This window comes from Lysinibacillus sp. RC79 (genome assembly GCF_041262405.1).
Lineage (GTDB): Bacteria > Bacillota > Bacilli > Bacillales_A > Planococcaceae > Lysinibacillus.
This window is the reverse complement of the sequence record NZ_JBGCCD010000028.1, coordinates 24,428-44,314: the sequence shown is the minus strand read 5'-3', so window position 1 is coordinate 44,314 and position 19,887 is coordinate 24,428. Positions and strand designations below refer to the sequence as shown.

Annotated in this window: 19 protein-coding genes; 17 read left to right on the top strand and 2 right to left on the bottom strand. The window is 36.8% G+C overall.

Features of this window, described 5'->3' with window-relative positions:
* Positions 1-502 precede the first annotated feature (502 nt).
* From ABH968_RS20930 to ABH968_RS20915, 4 genes are all read left to right on the top strand, one after another.
* Positions 503-1,231, top strand: a complete 729-nt coding sequence (locus tag ABH968_RS20930) for an amino acid ABC transporter ATP-binding protein (RefSeq protein WP_370047136.1) — start codon at positions 503-505, stop codon at positions 1,229-1,231.
* A 33-nt stretch (positions 1,232-1,264) separates the two neighbouring features.
* Complete coding sequence (locus ABH968_RS20925) at positions 1,265-2,092, top strand: transporter substrate-binding domain-containing protein (RefSeq protein WP_370047134.1); 828 nt, start codon at positions 1,265-1,267, stop codon at positions 2,090-2,092.
* 244 nt (positions 2,093-2,336) lie between these two features.
* Positions 2,337-2,990, top strand: coding sequence for an amino acid ABC transporter permease (locus ABH968_RS20920; protein ID WP_370047133.1), 654 nt, complete (start codon positions 2,337-2,339; stop codon positions 2,988-2,990).
* Between the two features lie 15 nt (positions 2,991-3,005).
* Entirely contained in the window at positions 3,006-3,653 is a 648-nt protein-coding gene (locus tag ABH968_RS20915; RefSeq protein WP_370047131.1) for an amino acid ABC transporter permease, read from the top strand.
* 249 nt (positions 3,654-3,902) lie between these two features.
* On the opposite strand, the gene ABH968_RS20910 is transcribed toward ABH968_RS20915, so the two are convergent.
* Positions 3,903-5,075, bottom strand: a complete 1,173-nt coding sequence (locus tag ABH968_RS20910; protein WP_370047130.1) for a DUF418 domain-containing protein — start codon at positions 5,073-5,075, stop codon at positions 3,903-3,905.
* A 103-nt stretch (positions 5,076-5,178) separates the two neighbouring features.
* Between ABH968_RS20910 and ABH968_RS20905 the strand changes: the two genes are divergently transcribed.
* From ABH968_RS20905 to cydS, 12 genes are all read left to right on the top strand, one after another.
* Positions 5,179-5,880: a response regulator transcription factor gene (locus ABH968_RS20905; RefSeq protein WP_370047128.1), complete on the top strand. Its 702-nt coding sequence runs from the start codon at positions 5,179-5,181 to the stop codon at positions 5,878-5,880.
* Complete coding sequence (locus ABH968_RS20900) at positions 5,877-7,520, top strand: sensor histidine kinase (protein ID WP_370047126.1); 1,644 nt, start codon at positions 5,877-5,879, stop codon at positions 7,518-7,520. The genes ABH968_RS20905 and ABH968_RS20900 overlap by 4 nt, the downstream gene beginning before the upstream one ends.
* A 336-nt stretch (positions 7,521-7,856) precedes the next feature.
* Positions 7,857-9,050 carry an NAD(P)/FAD-dependent oxidoreductase gene (locus ABH968_RS20895; protein ID WP_370047124.1) on the top strand — a complete coding sequence of 398 codons (1,194 nt, stop codon included), beginning with the start codon at positions 7,857-7,859 and terminating at the stop codon, positions 9,048-9,050.
* A 25-nt stretch (positions 9,051-9,075) separates the two neighbouring features.
* Entirely contained in the window at positions 9,076-9,642 is a 567-nt protein-coding gene (locus tag ABH968_RS20890; RefSeq protein ID WP_370047122.1) for a helical membrane plugin domain-containing protein, read from the top strand.
* A gap of 18 nt (positions 9,643-9,660) precedes the next feature.
* Positions 9,661-11,067, top strand: coding sequence for a rhodanese-like domain-containing protein (locus tag ABH968_RS20885; protein ID WP_370047121.1), 1,407 nt, complete (start codon positions 9,661-9,663; stop codon positions 11,065-11,067).
* A gap of 152 nt (positions 11,068-11,219) precedes the next feature.
* Positions 11,220-11,558: a rhodanese-like domain-containing protein gene (locus ABH968_RS20880; protein ID WP_370047119.1), complete on the top strand. Its 339-nt coding sequence runs from the start codon at positions 11,220-11,222 to the stop codon at positions 11,556-11,558.
* A 112-nt stretch (positions 11,559-11,670) separates the two neighbouring features.
* Positions 11,671-12,708, top strand: coding sequence for a PAS domain-containing sensor histidine kinase (locus ABH968_RS20875; RefSeq protein WP_370047117.1), 1,038 nt, complete (start codon positions 11,671-11,673; stop codon positions 12,706-12,708).
* Complete coding sequence (locus ABH968_RS20870) at positions 12,705-13,337, top strand: response regulator (RefSeq protein WP_370047115.1); 633 nt, start codon at positions 12,705-12,707, stop codon at positions 13,335-13,337. Before ABH968_RS20875 ends, ABH968_RS20870 begins: the two co-directional genes overlap by 4 nt.
* Positions 13,338-13,770: 433 nt before the next feature.
* Positions 13,771-14,547, top strand: coding sequence for a sulfite exporter TauE/SafE family protein (locus ABH968_RS20865; RefSeq protein ID WP_370047113.1), 777 nt, complete (start codon positions 13,771-13,773; stop codon positions 14,545-14,547).
* Positions 14,548-14,676: 129 nt separating this feature from the next.
* Positions 14,677-16,020, top strand: a complete 1,344-nt coding sequence (locus ABH968_RS20860; RefSeq protein ID WP_370047111.1) for a cytochrome ubiquinol oxidase subunit I — start codon at positions 14,677-14,679, stop codon at positions 16,018-16,020.
* A complete protein-coding gene (locus ABH968_RS20855) occupies positions 16,017-17,045 on the top strand; it encodes a cytochrome d ubiquinol oxidase subunit II (RefSeq protein ID WP_370047109.1) in 1,029 nt (342 codons plus the stop codon). The genes ABH968_RS20860 and ABH968_RS20855 overlap by 4 nt, the downstream gene beginning before the upstream one ends.
* An 11-nt stretch (positions 17,046-17,056) precedes the next feature.
* Complete coding sequence (gene cydS, locus ABH968_RS27875) at positions 17,057-17,155, top strand: cytochrome bd oxidase small subunit CydS family protein (RefSeq protein WP_427561127.1); 99 nt, start codon at positions 17,057-17,059, stop codon at positions 17,153-17,155.
* Between the two features lie 130 nt (positions 17,156-17,285).
* Here cydS and ABH968_RS20850 read toward each other — a convergent pair whose 3' ends face one another.
* A complete protein-coding gene (locus ABH968_RS20850; protein WP_370047108.1) occupies positions 17,286-18,191 on the bottom strand; it encodes a TetR/AcrR family transcriptional regulator in 906 nt (301 codons plus the stop codon).
* A 157-nt stretch (positions 18,192-18,348) separates the two neighbouring features.
* Here ABH968_RS20850 and ABH968_RS20845 point away from each other — a divergent pair, with 157 nt between their 5' ends.
* The gene (locus ABH968_RS20845) at positions 18,349-19,863 is read left to right on the top strand and encodes a DHA2 family efflux MFS transporter permease subunit (protein ID WP_370047106.1); all 1,515 of its coding nucleotides are present in this window, start codon (positions 18,349-18,351) and stop codon (positions 19,861-19,863) included.
* Positions 19,864-19,887 lie beyond the last annotated feature (24 nt).

Genomic DNA, 19,887 nt, shown 5'->3' with positions numbered 1-19,887 from the left:
CAACAAACTTTAGCAACACTTTATTGTGATTTTCCGGGAAGTATTTTTAGTATCAATTCTTTTTAAATCAATTCCGCCTTGGCGTAGTTGTTGCTGTCGCATCACGTAGATAAACAATGCGTCCGAATGTTGAATTGTGCCCAGGCTACACGATGTAGGTTGTTTTGTTAAATAAAGGATATACATTTTAATTATAACTATGTAATGCTGTTTTAATTGTTATACAACAGATAATGGTGGATTGGATGAATCGGTTATTCTATATATTTTATCGGGAATAGCTATTTCTAAATAGAAATATTCGCAGTAATGTTATTTATTTTCTGCTTTATGAATGATATATTATTTTATATCTAAATAATTTATTTTTCTGAAAATATTGTTGCGTTTTGTCAATGATTAAGGTTATAGTTAAATTAAGTTAATTAATAATAAATTTTACATATTTAATTATAACAGTATCTATGAATATAATATGCATTTTAGTAAGGGGTTTGATAGAGTGATTCGATTTCAAAACGTAAATAAGCATTATGGAGATTTCCATGTCTTAAAAGATATCAATTTGACAATTGAAAAAGGGGAAGTTGTTGTTATTATTGGACCTTCTGGCTCCGGAAAAAGTACTCTGCTTCGTTGTATCAATCGTTTAGAAACCATTTCTGATGGATTATTAGAGGTGAATGATGTAGAGATCAACAACAAAAAAACAGATATTAATGATTTGCGTAAAAATATTGGTATGGTATTCCAACATTTTTACTTATATCCACATAAAACGGTTTTACAAAATATTATGCTAGCTCCTATGAAGGTTTTGGGAAAATCGGAAGAGGAAGCGAAGAAAACGGCGTTATACTATTTGGAAAAAGTAGGTATACCTGATAAAGCAAATTCATTTCCATCGCAATTATCGGGAGGACAGCAGCAACGTGTTGCAATTGCGCGTGGCTTGGCAATGAGTCCTGACATTATGTTGTTTGATGAGCCGACATCGGCGCTTGATCCTGAAATGATTGGAGAAGTATTGGATGTTATGAAAGCGCTAGCACAAGAGGGAATGTCGATGGTGGTTGTGACACATGAAATGGGGTTTGCCCGCGAAGTGGCTGATCGAGTGGTTTTTATCGATAAGGGTCAGATTTTGGAGGATGCTAATCCAGCTGAATTCTTTAGAGAGCCAAAAGAGGAACGCGCTAAATTATTCTTAAGCAGGATTTTTAATCATTAATAATTTTTAGAGAAAAGAATAGGGGGATTTTTAATGTTTAAAAGCAGAAAATTTTTAATGTTCACACTGCTGGTTGCTTTATCGGTGCTTGTCCTAGCAGCTTGTGGTGGAGGCGATAAAGAATCGAAAGATAAAGATTCTTCAGGGGCTGCGTCGAAATCATCATTAGAAACTATTAAAGCGAATGACAAAATTGTATGGGGTGTTAAAAACGATACAAAGTTATTTGGTTTAAAAAATCCAAGTACTGGTGAAATTGAAGGCTTTGACGTAGATCTTGCAAAAGAGATTACAAAAATTATTCTTGGTGATGAGACAAAAGTTGAATTTAAAGAAGTAACATCTAAAACACGTATACCAATGTTAAATAACGGTGATATTGATTCGATTATTGCAACAATGACGATTTCAAAAGAACGCCGTAAAGAGGTTGATTTCACAGATGTTTATTTCGAGGCAGGACAATCACTATTAGTGAAAAAAGGCAGCCCGATTAAGAGTATTGATGATTTAGACTCAAACACAAAAGTAATTGCTGTTAAAGGCTCTACATCGGCAATTAACATCCGTGAAAAAGCACCGAAAGCACAGGTTCTAGAGTTTGAAAACTATGCAGAGGCATTTACGGCATTAAAAGCTGGCCAAGGTGATGTGTTAACGACGGATGACGCGATTCTATATGGTATGGCTTCACAAGATAATAATTTCGAATTAGTTGGTGGTCAATTCACAGAAGAGCCTTATGGCATTGCGATGAAAAAAGGTAGTGATGATTTTGTAAAAGCTGTTAACGACGCGCTTGCAGAATTAAAGTCAAATGGTAAATATGATGAAATCCACGACAAATGGATTAAGAAATAATCCGTTGTAAAACGAATGTTAATGTAGCGAGCAGTCATATGAATAACCTCATGAATGTGATATTCAATAGGTGTATGACTGCTTGTTTCAATTTTGTTATTTAGTTTTATTCAGCGGGTGTTTATACACACCCGTTGAATAAAGTTAAAGCTTCTGATGGGGTTGCGAAAATTTTGAGACATGCCAATTCAAAATGAAAACGTAACTATATCGGCAGAGCGTATTGGATTGGAGTGAAAATTGAATGCTTGATTTTACTATTCTTACAGATAATATGGGGATGTTTCTTGAAGGTTTTAAAAATACTTTAATTGTAAGTATTTTGGCATTGGTTGGTAGTTTTATTCTAGGGACATTGATTGCTGTATTTCGTATTGCACCTATCAAACCTTTAAACTGGATAGGTACAATTTATGTCGAATTTTTCCGTAATATCCCGTTGTTAATTATTTTATTCTTCATCTTTGTGGGATTACCAGTCCTAGGTATTCGTTTTAGTGGATTCCAAGCGGGCACAATTGCGTTGACGGTGTATACTGCTGCTTTTATCGCAGAGGCTATTCGTGCAGGTGTTTTGTCTGTGCATAAAGGACAAACTGAGGCTGCGCGATCTTCAGGTTTAACGTATATCCAAACGATGCGTTATATCATTTTACCTCAAGCAATTAAAATTGTTATTCCACCATTGGGCAACCAATTTTTGAATTTAGTAAAGAATTCATCAATTTTAACAATTGTTGCAGCAGGTGAGCTAATGTACCAAGGGGATTTGATCTCCTCAAGAACTTTCGTAACTTTTGATGTATATATTTTTATAGCGTTATTTTATTTAATTATTACGCTTCCGTTAAGCTATGGTGTCAATCGTTTAGAAAAAAGCTTAGCGAAGAGCAATTAGTGGGGGGTTAGATGAATGGATTTTATTGGAGCATATAGCCCTGATCATATTGTTTTCTTGTTGAAAGGCTTTTGGATAACACTTGAAGTTGCAGGCATTTCTATTGTTTTTAGTTTTCTTCTCGGGGCAATTCTAGGTATTATTCGTTATGCTAAAATACCTGTATTGGCGCAAATTTCTGCTTTTATTGTTGAAATCATAAGAAATTTACCGCTATTATTGATTATTTTCTTTGTATACTTTGCTTTGCCGGAAGTAGGTATTAAGTTAAGTATTACATGGTCTGCTATTTTGGCGCTGACGATTTTTGAGTCGGCAATGCTAGCGGAAATTATTCGCAGTGGCTTAAACTCTGTACATAAAGGACAGATGGAGGCAGGGCGTTCATCTGGATTAACTTATACTCAGACATTATGGCATATTATTTTGCCGCAAGGGGTACGACGAATGGTACCGCCGATTGTTAGCCAGTTTATTTCACTTCTAAAAGATACATCACTAGCGGTTGTTATTGCACTACCAGAGATGATGCATAATGCACAGGTACTCAATGCACAAAATATAAATTATATTATTCCGATTTTCCTTTTAGTTGCTGTTATTTATTTTATTGTAAATTTTGCACTTTCTTTAGTTGCACGGCGCTTAGAATTGAATATGTGAATTCGGTGAAATACCCATGTATTCATAAAAGTTGGATGCTGAAATTTAGAACTCTAGAACCTGTTTCTATCATACACCCCTAAGCTTTGATACATAAGTTTAGGGGTGTAATTCTATTTATAATCATTTTCAAAAAATATAATTATGAATATCGTAATCTTCTAAAAAGCAAATAGTGTTAAAACTACAGCTACAGCAGTACAAATTCCTAAGAACCACCATGTATCCGTAAAGTCCTCTTTGGAGTCACTATTCATGTAAAGTACTTCCCTTCTGCTTTATTTTAATCTGTCCGTTCCAAGACCAATTCGTCCAAACACGCAATATAGTCTCGAATGGTCCGCGTTTAAATTTTTTGAAATAGGCAAGGCTGAAAACACATTGCAAGCTATACACGACGATTCCGAATAAAATACCGCCAAATACGCCGAGCTTGCCGTATAAGCCTAAACCATATCCATAAAATACTGTTGTACAAATAATGGTTTGCATTAGATAATTGGTTAATGATAGTTTACCGACACTCTCAAAGGCGGGAGCGAGACGTTGTACAGGGCGGGTTTTATATATTAAAGCTGCAAGGCAGACATAGCCAACTGCTAGTAATTCAGATCCACCTGTTAACAACATGCCGGAAAAATTGCTTTCTATAAAACTCAGACTTTTACAAGCTAGCCCAATTGGAACAAGCAGAGCGCCAAGCTTATACCATTTCTTTTCGTCCTCCATATTCACAAAAGCTTGCTTTTTGGCGAGCCCCATGCCGAAAAGGGTCAATGAAGTGGTATACATTGGTGCAAGGAAAATTAATAAGAAAAAGACTAAACCTGCATCATCCATGCCTGGAGGTAGAGCATTTGCACGGAAATCATAAATGTCTAAGTAGCTTCCGTTAGCGTATACATTGTCGGCTTTCTCTACATAGGTGGCAATTTCTTTTTGTTCTTTTTTAGTTTCTTCTACGGAACCAAATGATAAGCTGGTAATAAGTAATAAGAAGATGCCAGCCCAAATAAATAAAGTTTTTGGTTTACGATTAATAAAGGGGATCAAAAATAAAATCATAAAGCCATAGGAAAATAGAATGTCGCCTTCCCATAAAAGCGTTGAATGCAGTAAACCTAAAGCAATAAGCCCCGTTGCACGGCGTAAAATGGACCATCGACTCTTATCCTTTTTTCTACGAATAGACTCTATAAGTTTAATAAGAGAGAAGCCAAATAAAATGGTGAAGATCGGCATAAATGACCCCTCTATAAAGATTTTTACAAAATATAAGGCTCCATTATCGAGGGCGGAAAGATCTTTTAGTTCATCTTTGCCATACATGCCAAATTGGAAAATCAACAGATTTGCCATTAAGATGCCGAATAAGCTAAACCCACGCATTGTATCTATGAAGGTAACACGGTTAGTTGTCATTGCGTTTTATCTCCTTAATTGGTTATCTTATACATAGTGTAGTTCGTAAAGCTTATGGTGAAATGATGACTACCTTAAAGTAATCTTAAAAGAAGGTGATAGCATGCAAGATGCGTCAATTTTAGTATTAGAGGATGAACGTGCAATTGCAGAAATGATTGAAATTATTTTAAGAAAAGAAGGATTTTTAAACATTACACTCTGCGACACTGTTCAAGAAGCAAAAAAGAAAATGGAAATGAAGGTTTTTGATTTTTATCTATTAGATATTATGCTCCCAGATGGTAGCGGACTTGATATGGCGAATATGATTCGCGAGCAAAGTGAAGCACCTATATTCTTTTTAACTGCAAAAGGTAATGATGCAGATAAGCTTCGTGGTTTTATGAATGGTGCAGACGATTATGTTACAAAGCCATTTAATCCACTTGAGCTTGTTGCGAGGGTGAAGGTGCAGCTTACAAGATATATGAAGAAAAAAGATGTGCCAGAAAGTCATTTATTTACATGTAGTCGATTTACATTCGATATCGATGCAGCAGAGGTAACTGTAAATGGCACAAAGGAAATTATTAGCGGTAGGTTATTTTATTTATTGAAATATTTATGTGAAAATGCAGGGCAAGTATTATCGAAGGAGCAAATTTACGAGCGCGTATGGGGTGACTGTTTGTTTGATGATAATACTGTGATGGTTCATATTCGAAAACTGCGAGAAAAAATAGAAAAGAATCCAGGTAAACCAACCTGCATTATTACTGTAAGGGGTATCGGTTATAAACTTGTTGGAGATGTTCATTCATGAAGCCAGCTAGAAGATTAACGCTTCGTTTTGTATCGTATTTCATCATTTTTTATTTACTAATCATTACAGGCTTTATTATAAGTTTGGTGTTTTTTGCAATCTTTATCAATGGTCATGTCGGTGACGATATTCATATCATGAGTTCCTCTGAAATTAAAGATGATGCAGTCGTAGAAAAAGGAAAATCTATTAAGATTGCTGATTATTTAGTGAAGCGAGCCGAGGAGAATTTAGGGCAATTATATTTGTTCAATCAATCGATGGACATTGTTGATTACACGGGAGATACATGTGAACTATGTAGTATGACAGATAACGAAATAATGGCTCTTAAACGGCCGGGAATGCACACGTGGGAGATTCCTAAATACCATTTGCTATTCCTCCCGGCTTTACCTGTCCAACCGCTTTTTGAGGAAGTAGTTCAAGATTGGAAGGATAAAGGAGAGATTCCTTCAGAACTACTCCAGCGTTTACAGGATAAGAAGGCTTCAGTTGAAATCTATAATGAGCAGTGGGATCGTGTAGAAGTCATTGGTGAGCGTAATGAAAAGCTCCATAAGCCTCAGTTGCTGGAAGAGAACTACGATATTTTTGAGTATAAAGAGCTTACGCGAAATGCTTCTTTAGAGGATGGCTCGACACTAGTTGTACGTATGCCCAACCCATCATATAAGCCATTTGACGAGCCTTTTAATAAAGCGATGGTTTTATTTGTTTCCGTCTTCTTTGGTGGACATATTATATTGTTATTAGGGATTATCTTTTTATCGATTAGCATTTCCCGTCAATTTGTGCGTCCGCTCGTTTATGTATTATCTCGTATCGAGCGACTGACGCAGTTTGACTACAGTAAAGTAAGAGATAAAAAAATCCATCATCGGAAGACAGGGAAGTTAAAAAGGAAATTTAAATTATTTCAACCAGTTGATGAATCGATTAATAAGTTATCGAAACGCCTTTTCTCCAATGAAAGGCAAATTAAGCATGCAGAGCAATTACGTGAGGAATGGATAACGGGCTTATCCCATGATTTAAAGACACCGTTAAGCTCTATTTATGGTTATTCAACAATGCTAGCTTCTGAAGACTATGAGTGGACGAAGGAAGAGATGCGTGTCTTTGCAACAACGATGCAGGAAAAGGCAACGTATATGGATGCCCTTATACGAGACTTAACATATACGTACCAATTAAAAAATAAAGCTATACAGCTTGAAAAAGTGTTGTTACCACTCAACGTATGGTTACCTCAATTTGCAGATGAGCAAGTGTCTGTAAAGGTTTATGGGGATGTCATGCTTGAGGCGGACGAGCTTTTATTAAAGCGCATATTAGATAATCTAATAACCAATGCTAAAAAATATACTCCTGACGGTACCAAGGTAAACGTAGAAGCGCAACATATAGGCAAGGAGGTTATGCTGACAATTGCCGACCAAGGTCCGGGAATTCCTCAGGAGGAGCTCGATAACCTCTTTGAGCGATATTATCGAGGTACGAATACTACGGATGATACAACAGGTACAGGGCTAGGATTGGCTATTACGAAGCAGTTAATTGATTTACACGATGGTACCATTAGTGTCCAATCGGGAGCGGAAGGTACAATCTTTGTATTGAAATTTAAATGTAAATAGTAGTTTTTTGGCTCATTGTAAAAAGTTGGGGATAATATTTGTTGAAACGTAAGCTGATTGGAGTGAGGCTGGACGCCCCCAAGGAAGGCGCCTAGACGGAACGGAAATCAACCCTGCGTTATGATGATGAGCTAGTTTTTATTGAAAAAGTAATACACTGTTAATTTGGGCAGTACAAGTGATGAATCATTCACTTTGTACTGCCTTTTTTGTGGTATTGAACGATGGAGTGTAATTTTTTAGGGGATTACCCCTATATGAACAGTTTTCACTTACAACTATTATAAAGGTGTAAAAGTTGTATACGAAAGACAGCATGATAAGGAGGATATACACATGAAGACTTCTTTTAAAGTAGTCATCGTTGGAGGAGGAACTGCTGGTATTTCTGTAGCTGCACGTTTACTTCGTCAATCTCATTCACTTCAAGGGGAGATTGCCATCATAGATCCTGCAGAAAAACATTATTATCAACCACTCTGGACATTGGTGGGAGGTGGTGCAGCAAATAAGTGGGACTCTGAACGTGAGATGCTTTCTATTATTCCTGAAGGAGCTGTTTGGTTAAAAGAAGCTGTTAGTAGTTTTGACCCCAATCAAAACCGGGTAATTACACAAGATGGTACAACATATACGTATGATTTTTTAGTAGTTGCTGGTGGTATAGAGATTAACTGGGGTGCTATTAAAGGGCTGAAAGAGGCACTTGGGACTAAAAGTGTATGCAGTAATTATTCTTTCGAGCATGTGGACTATACGTGGGAAACGATCCGCAATTTCAAAGAGGGGACAGCATTATTTACACATCCAAACTCTCCAGTAAAATGTGGCGGTGCTCCACAAAAAATTATGCATTTAGCAGAAGACCATTTTAATAGAGTCAATGTTCGCGACAATATTAATGTTATTTTTGGTTCGGCTAATCCGGCAATTTTCGATGTTTTGAAATATCGTGAAGCACTTGAAAAGGTAATAGAGCGGAAAAATATTGATGCTCGATTCCGTCGTAATTTGATTGAAATTAAGGCTGATGAAAAAATAGCTATTTTTGAAAATTTAGATACAGGCACATTAGAAGAAATTAAATACGACATGATTCATGTGACACCTTATATGTGTTCACCCGAGTTTATACGAACAAGTGCATTAGCAGACGAATGTGGCTGGGTAGATGTCGATAAATTTACTTTGCAACATAAAAAGTATAGCAATGTGTTTGGAATAGGTGACAATGCCAATCTCCCAACATCTAAAACGGGTGCAGCTATACGAAAGCAAGCACCTGTCGTTGCACAAAATCTTATTGCTCTAATGCGACAACAGCCTATGAAGCAAATGTATGATGGCTACTCTTCTTGTCCAATCGTAACAGGCTACAACAAACTGATATTAGCTGAGTTTGATTACAATAAAGAGCCTGTCGAATCTATGCCTTTCAACCAAGCGGTGGAAAGACCCAGTATGTATTTCATGAAAAAGGATTTACTACCTGTTATGTACTGGGATGGCATGCTGAAAGGCACTATGTAATTACGAATGAAGGGAGGCGGCAAGCATGGCTAATGCAACGGTAAGTATGAGCGAGGAATTATATCAAATAATTGAAACGCTTGAGAAACCAGAAGTTCGACACTCTTTACAGCGATTGTTAGAAAAATTACCAAATGTAGAACAAACGATAGAATCAGCAGAAAATGTTGTGGATTTTGGAAAATCAGTACTAACTGATGAAAAGACCGTAGATAGATACGAGCAATTTGTTGCTACTTATAATGTAGGCTCAGAAACGATTACGGCTATTGTGCAGCTAATGGAGAAATTGCCGAAGCTTGTTCAAACCATTCATCAGTTAGAAAACATCATTGATTTTGTCACAGCAGTACTTCAGGATAAGCAAACGACAGACTATACAATGAATAATTTAAAGGGCTATGTCGATCCATATGTTGAAAAAGGAAAGACAGGCACGGAGTTCTTAAAAATGGTACAGCAAAGGGCAGAAGAGAAGCCTCAGCAAATCAATGTTTTTTCAATTATAAAATGGATGAAAGATCCTTCTGTTCAAAAATCACTTAATTATGTTCAGGCTGCATTAGATATTTTAAAAGAAAAAAATAGATGATAAAGGGGAGTTTTACACATGTTATTACGATATTTTTACGATGAAAAATTAGCGCACGCTTCTTATGTTGTGGGATGTCAGGCGAAAGGTGAAATGGTTATTGTTGATCCGATGCGTAATATTGAGCCCTATCTTGCATTAGCAGAAAAAGAGAAGATGCAAATTGTTGGCGCATTAGAAACGCATATCCATGCTGATTTTGTAGCCGGGTCCCGTGAGTTAGCAGACCGTGTTGGAACAACGATGTATATTTCCGACGAAGGGGATGCTGATTGGAAGTATCAAAATCTTGAAGGGATTCCTCATCATTTATTAAAAGATGGTGATGAATTTAATATAGGTAATCTTATCTTTAAAGTCATGCATACACCGGGACATACGCCAGAAAGTATCTCCTTCTTATTAACGGATCGTGGCGGCGTAGCAGATAAGGCAATGGGTATTTTTACGGGTGACTTTGTCTTTGTAGGTGATATTGGACGCCCTGATTTGTTAGAAAAAGCTGCTGGTATTCAAGGTACATCACTATCTGGTGCAAAAGCAATGTTTAAATCATTAGAACGCTTTAAGGCTTTACCAGATTACATGCAGCTATGGCCAGCTCATGGAGCAGGAAGTGCTTGTGGTAAAGCATTAGGAGCTGTGCCATCTTCAACAGTAGGGTATGAGAAGCAATTCAACTGGGCTATGCAATTTGATGATGAACAAAAATTTATTGAAGCGTTACTAGATGGTCAACCGGAACCTCCTTATTATTTCGCTGTTATGAAGCGTGTCAATAAAGTAGGAATAGAACTTCTTAAGAACTTACCGCCAGTAAAGGCAGTGTCAAGCTATGAAGTGATTACTCAACTTCTTGCAGATGGGAAGCAAGTGATTGATACTAGACCGGCGGAAGATTTCTCACAAGGATTTATCACAGGTACACTAAACATCCCTTACAATAATTCATTGACCAATTGGGCTGGTTGGCTAGTAGATTATACAAAACCATTATATTTATTAATTAATCCTTCCCAACTAGATGATATTTTAATAGCATTACGTTCTATAGGTATCGACAATGTTGTTGGCTATGGAGATGTGACGAAAGTTTTGGAAGAGGCTACATCTCTAGAAAGTTATGAAAATATAACTCCTTTAGAAGCAAAATCGTTAATTGAAAGTGAAAAAGTGCATGTGCTTGATGTGCGCAATCAAACAGAATATGATGCAGGGCATATTGAAAATGCTCAACATATTATGGTTGGTACACTAGCTAGACGTTTAGATGAATTGCAAACAAATAAAAAAATTGTTGTTCAATGCCAAGGTGGTGCTCGTTCTGCAATTGCTGTAAGTGTACTAAAAGCAAATAGCATTCACGACATTGTAAATTTAACGGGTGGTTATATGGCTTGGCAACAAGAGGTATTGACTAAATAAAAGAGGTTGTTCTAAAAGAAAAATAGCATACTAGTAATCCTAGTCTGCTATTTTTCTTTGCTTAAAAGGTTTTAGTAAGGCGTTGTGAGATTCGTCAATGGAAAGCTAAACGGATTTAGACAACCTTTTTTCTCGGAAAAAGGGGTTGAAAAATGATTATTGTAAGTATGAGTATATGCCTTCTTATTATTGGTAGAATTATTTATAAACGCCATGTTCCAGTCCGTCAAATACAGGAGTGTTTACCTCAGGAGCTAAATGTAGGAATGGCGATAGTGGATGTACGTGATTATAATGACTCTTACAAATCACCTACACCAAATGCGTTAAATTTACCAATTGCCTATTTAGTACGTCATATACATGAGCTACCAAAAAAACCCCTTCACATTATTGCATCAACACAGCTAGAAAAAAATATGAGTGTTCGTATCATTCGAAAAGCAGGGCATGAAGTGAAGAGCTATAGCTTGATAGAAGGAGAAATATAGGGCAAAGTGTTTGTTAGTAACAAGTAAACTTGAGAGGAAGGCACTAACTTCAAAGTAGAAAAGAAGCTTATTTTTTCAGTGCCTTCATTTTTAAGCCAGGAGTGTGTTTAGATTGGAGAAAGAACAGCTAAAAAATAAATATTTACAGCAAATATTTCAATATATTCAAGATGGAATCATCATTATGAATCACAACCGTGAAATTTTAATGATGAATCCCTCAGCGAAGCGGTTATCGGGATGGAATTTAGGAGATCGAGTACCCTTTTGTTCATTTTGTGAAAACCGTAAAAAGTCTCCAGGAGAACATACATGTTATTTAATAGAACATAATGAAGTTCCCTATTTTTTATCGAAAATGCCCACGTATCATGGCAGTAAGATAGATGTGGAAATGAGTACGGCCCTAATGTATACAGACAGTAAAACAAACGAGCAGGAGTTTCTTCTTGTATTGCGCGATCAGACAATTCAGTTGAAGGAAGAAGAGGCTCGGATTTCAAAACTTATTATTAAAAAACTCATTGAGGCAAAAGAGGAAGAACATAAAAGGCTAGCGCAGGAATTACATGATGGCGTTGGTCAATCATTGTATACAATATCTGTTGCATTGCAAGCGATTGAATCTTATGTCAAAGACAATGAAAAGCTAAATACGTATATTGAAGAAGTACGCAATGAGCTAGAGCAAGTAATGAATGATATTAAATTATACTCCTATCAGCTTCGCCCCCATAGCATTGACCAGTTAGGGATTTCACCTACATTAGGCACGCTTGTAGATTCAGTTCAGAAGGTTCATCCCGGTATTTCTATAATATTAGAAGCAGATTTTGAAGAACGCTGTCATCCATCTGTAGAAATCAATGTTTATCGCGTCGTACAGGAGGCTTTACACAATATTATTAAATATGCAAAGGCTTCTAAGGTCGTCATTCGACTCGAGAAAAAAGCTGCGGATTTAGTGCTCTATATAGAAGATAATGGTGTAGGATTTGATCTGCAGCATGTGAAAAAAGAAGGGCTTGGCTTAAAGCATATGGAGGAACGAATAACATTGTTAGGCGGATCTTTTACTATTACTTCTGCCCACAATAAAGGTACACAAATTAGCATTCAAGTACCTAATTGGAAGGATGATTATAGATGATTCGTGTTTTAGTAGTAGATGATCATGTGTTAATTCGTAAAGGAATTGTTCTTTTATTGGAAAATTATAAAGATGTAGAGGTTGTAGGTGAAGCAGGCGATGGAGCAGAGGCAATAACTCAAGCAATATCATTGGACCCCGATGTCATTTTGATGGATGTATCTATTCCGAATGGGCTGGATGGGTTTACGGCTACTCAAGAAATTCTTAAACAAATGTCTAACGTGAAAATTATTATGTTAACAATGCACAATGAAGTTGCTTATATTCAAAAAGCAATTGCTGTTGAAGCGCATGGTTATATTTTGAAAAATAGTCAAGGTGGAGTGCTCTATGAGGCTATCCATGCTGTTTATAGTGGTCGCATATATTATAACGTGGGTATTCCGAAGGAACAGATGAATAAATTGTTTGCACATAAAGGGCAGGAAGATAAATGCATTTTAACTGTGCGTGAGCAGGAAATAATGAGGTTAACAGTTCTAGGCTATACGAACGTCCAAATTGCTGAGCAGCTATATATCAGTAGTAAAACGGTTGAGAATCATAAATCAAATATTATGCAAAAGCTCGATTTAAGTAATAAAGCTGAGCTTATTCAGTATGGACTTGCAAATAACTATATGTAACAACTCGTTGCTGTAAGAAGCTGGTGCTATCTGTAAATTAAAATATATGACTTTTCGGCAAAACGAGAGGTTGATTTACGTTCCGGCTGGGCGCTTTCCAGGGGGATCATTTTAGTATGTTAATCATAGCTATAATACTAATTTGGTTCAGCTTTTCAACTCATACTGATGGTGAGGAACTGTTGATTTTTCACGGAAAGCGCCAACTCGGAGTGAAAATCAACCTGTGTTTATTGATACACATTAATTTATATTTATTCTTTTGTCGACAAGCTGAGATCACTCTAACGATGAGTGGTCTTTTTTTATTTCTATTCAAAATAATTTGCAATATTGTCACAGTGAGTAAAGCTAATAGTGGAAAACCCCTATATTTCTGAAATAGTAGCGGGACTATACTGAAAGCACATGAATAAAAGGAGATGCAAGAACGATGGATATTACATTTATAATTGTGATTTTCCTGATTGGATTCGTTGGCTCATTTGTGTCCGGTATGTTGGGCATCGGCGGTTCAATCATTAAATACCCAATGCTACTATATATACCGCCACTTTTTGGTTTAGCAGCATTTTCAGCACATGAAGTTTCAGGCATCAGTGCAGTACAAGTGTTTTTTGCGTCGATTGCAGGCGTTTGGGCATATCGAAAAGGTGGTTACCTTAACAAGCCCCTCATTATTTATATGGGAGGAGCAATTTTAGCCGGTAGCTTTGTTGGGAGCTACGGATCACAGTTTTTATCTGAAAACGGTGTGAATGTCGTATACGGTATATTAGCCTTGATTGCAGCTGTGATGATGTTTATTCCTAAGAAACAAATTGATGATAAGCCATTGGATAAAGTAACCTTCAACAAGCCGTTAGCCGCAATTTTAGCATTTATTGTTGGGATTGGTTCAGGGATTGTTGGTGCTGCAGGTGGTTTCTTGCTTGTTCCGATAATGCTTGTAGTACTCAGTATTCCAACGCGCATGACGATTGCCACTAGCTTAGCTATTACGTTTATCTCATCGATTGGTGGAACAATTGGTAAGTTAATGACAGGACAAGTCGAGTACTATTCCGCAGGTATCATGATAGTGGCAAGTTTACTGGCGGCTCCTCTTGGCGCAAAAGTAGGTAAAAAAATGAATACAAAAATTTTGCAAAGTATTTTAGCCGTACTCATTTTAGCGACAGCGATTAAAATTTGGGTTGATCTATTATGATAAAAAAACAAAAAGTGGTTGCCTATAAATCACATGAGAAAAAGCTAATAATGATAAGTTTTTTAGTAGCTGGGATAATGTTTCTTTCATTAATTGGAAGAATTTTTGGTACCTAGGAGATGAAATTAAATGAATGATTCAGCTGTAATGTGGAGTCGGGCCTTAACAGAGTTAACATTGTCATTCCATATTGTTTACGCAACAATTGGCGTTGGCATACCTTTAATGATAATGATTGCTCAATGGGTTGGATTAAAAAATAATGACGAACATTATTTACTACTCGCAAGAAGATGGGCAAGAGGGTTTGTGATTACTGTAGCAATTGGTGTTGTGACTGGTACTGCTATTGGATTGCAGCTATCACTACTATGGCCGAATTTTATGGAATTGGCTGGCCAGGTTATAGCATTACCATTGTTTATGGAAACATTTGCGTTCTTTGTTGAAGCAATTTTCTTAGGGCTTTATTTATATACATGGGATCGCTTCAAAAATCCAAAGCGACATCTATTATTATTGGTTCCAGTAGCTATTGGTGCTTCTATGTCGGCCGTTTTTATTACAATTGTGAATGCATTTATGAATGCACCACAGGGCTTTGATCTTGTAGATGGGGAGCTTGTGAATATTCAGCCTGTATTGGCCATGTTAAATCCTGCAATGCCAACGAAGGTAGCGCATGTATTAGTGACATCTTATATGACGGCAGCATTTTTATTAGCTTCTATTGCAGCTTACCGTATGCTGCGAGGATCGAAGCATGTGTATCATAAAAAAGCGTTACATCTATTATTGAAACTTGGATTAGTGTTTTCACTAGCAGCACTTATCGTAGGTGACTTTTCTGGAAAGTATTTAGCTGAATATCAACCTGAAAAATTAGCTGCTGCTGAATGGCATTTTGAAACAAAAGAGGATGCTTCGCTTGTGCTATTCGGTGTACTAGATGGAGAAGAAGTAAAATATGCCATTAAAGTACCGTACGCATTAAGCGTATTGGCGCATAATAATCCTTTTGCAGAAGTAAAAGGTTTAGATCAATTTCCTAAGGATGAACAGCCGCCACTTTATATCCATTATTTATTTGACATCATGGTAGTTATCGGAACTTTATTAATTGTCGTTGCAGTTGTTTATGTGCTAGGTAAGTGGCGAGGATGGAAGTTTATTTCTTCGAAAAGCTTTAAGAGAATAGTAGTGGCAGGTGGTCCACTATCGCTTATTGCCGTTGAGGCAGGTTGGTGGTTTGCGGAAGTAGGGCGTCAGCCTTGGATACTTCGTGGTTATATGAAAACAGCAGAAGGAGCCACAACAAGTGGCCAAGTCGATACTATGCTAATACTATTTGCAGGGCTGTACATTGTATTAGGGATAGGAAGTATCATCGTACTTATTCGTATGTTCCGTAACAATCCGATTGAACGTGAAATTGAAGAACATAAACAAGTGGAAGGATGTGCAGGGCAATGAGCTTAGAGATATTAGGAATTTCAGTACTATGGTTATTTCTATTCGGCTATGTCATTGTTGCGTCCATAGACTTTGGAGCGGGCTTCTTTAATGCTTATAGTGTCTTGATTGGTAAAGACCGTATACTAGCCAATGTTATTAAGCGCTATTTATCTCCGGTGTGGGAAATTACAAATGTCTTCCTTGTATTTTTCTTTGTTGGAATGGTAGGTTTCTTTCCTCAAACAGCTTATTATTACGGCACAATTTTGCTAGTGCCAGTCAGTATCTCATTAATATTAATTGCAATTAGAGGGAGTTATTATGCATTTGAATCCTACAGTGAAAAAGGTGGACATATTGGTTATACAATGATGTACGGAATTACTGGTTTATTTATACCTGCATCCCTTTCTATTGTGTTAACGATATCTGAGGGGGGATTCGTAAAAATTGTCAATAAAGAACCACAGTTACAAATTGCTAAACTTTTTACAAATCCGTTAACTTGGTCTATTGTGCTATTAAGTATAGTGGCAGTTTTGTATATTTCGGCTGTTTTCTTAACATGGTATGGAAAAAGAGCGCGAGATGAACATGCTTCTAATTTAATGAGAAAGTATGCGCTCGGTTGGTCTTTGCCGCTCGTAATAAGTGTAATAGGGATTATGGTGGAGTTAAAGGGACATGTGCCTGAGCATTATGAAAATATGTTAAATCTGTGGTGGCTATTCGCCATTTCGGGTGTGCTATTTTTTATAACATTAATTCTTTTATTTAAAAAGAAAAACTATGGCATAGCTGTCTTTTTAATGGTTGCCCAGTTTGGATTTGCATTTTTCGGCTATGGTATTTCACATTATCCGTATTTACTGTATCCGTATTTGTCGGTCTATGATAGCTTTACAAATGAAACAATGGCGATTGCATTAGTGATAGCGTTTGTTGGAGGATTAGTTCTACTCATACCTTCACTATATTTGGTAATGAAATGGTTTGTGTTTGATCGTGATTATGCTTGCGGTAAACATGATCATCATGCATAGGGGGAACTATAATGAATCAATTTATTATTTTGTATGCACCTTTTCTTGTAGTAGCTATTAGCATTGTGATTGGCTTTTGGATAGGGCCGAAAGATCGTCAAATTAAGTAATAGGCTTTATCACCATAATGTGGACGCTGATCCCAAAAAATTAATAGGATAGAAGCCTAAAAAAGGGGCTATATGGAAAGTCGTGAGTGTTTGACTTTCTATATAGCTCCTTTTGTTTATGTGGTTAATTTTACTTGATGCAGCGCTCTGATGGTCGTTCAATTTTTACATAGCGCCATAAGCTATTAGCGATGTCACGTGCCTCTTCTGCGTGTTCGGTCCCAACGAATGCTTTACGGAAAGGCGTAAGAAGTGATTCAATGATAAAGAGTTTTGGTTTCTCACGCTGCAGTTCCTCTAATAAGAATTCTACGTACTCTAACCCTTCCACTGTTTCATTCTTAGATAATCCTTTTTTAAAGCCTGTTAATTGCTCGATGACTATTTCCTTATTAACTGGTCTATAGTTCACGACGTTTTGTATCGTGTTGATCATTTCCGTACTAATGAGGATCTCTTTTGATTCAAGCATAACGGGTATAATTACGCTAATATTGCGTAATGCTACACGTACAATGGCTTCGCGATTTATATATTTATAGTCAGCAATTAATACTGCACGCAATGTGAGGTTAATCATACCAAGTGTCTGCACAGCACATTCATAGCTAATTGGGCTAATTTCTTCTCCAAAGACTTGTACAAGTCGGTTAGCAAGCCACTCCAGTTCTTGTAAATGATAGTTTAAAATAATTTTTTTCAGTTCATTATCACGAGAATGGAAAACCGATTCAAAAATTTGAATTAAATTATGTTCTCGATTGACATACATGAGTACTGCAACTTGCTGTGTTAATACTTCTAAATCAGTAGGATCTTTGCCGAAAAGAAGCTCGTGTCGGCGATTACTTGCCTCCTCGCGTCCTTCATCTAATATGGCGATTAAACATTCATTTTTAGAAGATAAATGATTATAAAATGTGCCCTTTGAGATTTTGGCTTCACTAATGATGTCGTTAATCGATGTATCCACGAATCCCTTTTCAATAAATAGGGCACGAGCAGCAGTAATAATTTGTCTTTTTCTTTTGTTCATAACCTCACCTTTTTTAAATTATTATACTCTTATTCTATATCGAAAACGCCTATATATCAATGTTTTTAAAATTTATAATCTTAATTGTTGAAAAAAGTAGACTGCGAGTATAAAATAGGTTTTATCGAAAAAAACAAGAAAGAACTGAGGGATATAAATGAATAGTGGGCAAACATTGCAAAAGCCTCCCTATGGTATGATTGGTATTTTATTTGTGGGTGCTTTTGTTGCTTTTCTAAATAACACATTGTTAAATGTTGCATTACCAACAATCATGAAAGATTTTGGTATAACGTATTCAAAGGTACAATGGTTAGCAACAGGTTATATGCTTGTAAGTGGTATTTTAGTACCTGCTTCAGCATTCTTCGTAACACGCTTTAAAAATAGACATTTATTTATTGCAGCGATGTCAGTCTTTACAATCGGTACAATTATGGCTGGCTTTGCACCTAACTTCGGTATGTTACTGGCAGGTCGTATGGTGCAAGCAGCGGGTGCTTCAAGTATGTCACCACTTTTAATGAATGTAATGTTAATTAGCTTCCCAAAAGAAAAACGTGGGGCGGCAATGGGGATCTTTGGTTTAGTCATGATTACAGCGCCAGCGATCGGTCCAACATTATCAGGATATATTGTTGAGCATCATGATTGGCGTATGCTATTCCAAATGATTATTCCGTTTGCTGTAATTAGTTTATTGTTTGGTATTTGGAAATTAGAAAACGTGATGGAGACACGTAAAGTTCATTTAGATTTCCTTTCAGTACTATTATCAACAGTTGCATTCGGTGGTATTCTATATGGTTTCAGTACTGCAGGGGATAAGGGCTGGTCAAGTCCTTGGGTATATGGCACAATTTCAGCTGGTCTTCTTGCTTTAATCATCTTCATATTTAAACAACTACGTATGGATCAGCCTTTACTAGAATTACGTATTTATAAATACCCAATGTTTGCGTTAGGGTCAGCTATCTCGGTTATCGTGTCAATGGCTATGTTCTCTGGGATGATTTTAACTCCTGCTTATGTACAATCGATTCGTGGAATTGATCCATTTAAAGCGGGCTTAATGATGCTCCCTGGAGCAGTTGTAATGGGGATTATGTCGCCGATTACTGGGAAGCTTTTTGATAAATTTGGACCGCGTATACTAGCGATTATCGGTTTAACGATTACAACAATTGCGTCATTCGGTTTAACAAAGTTAGAAATAGATTCAAGCTATATATTTATTGTGTCCTTGTACACAATTCGTATGTTTGGTTTGTCAATGGTTATGATGCCGATTATGACAAACGGTTTAAACCAATTACCACAAACGATGAACCCACATGGTACAGCTATTAATAATACTGTACAGCAAGTGGCGGGGGCAATTGGTAGTGCCGTGATGGTAACGTTCATGAATAACCGTACAAAAGCAAAAGCCGAAGAATTAATTGCAGAAGCAAAAGTGAATGCAGCGAATTCAGGTGTTGCTCCGACGCCAGAGCAAATGCAGCAAATGCAGGATCACATTATGCAAAATGCTTTATTAGATGGTATTACACACTCATTCTTCATAGCAGCATGTATTACAGTTATTGCACTTGTGCTAGCGTTCTTCTTAAAACGCGTTAAAATTGAAAGCGCAGCGGCTTCTATGGATTTAAAAAAACCAACTAAATAATAATGAACTAATATGCTCCCCTAT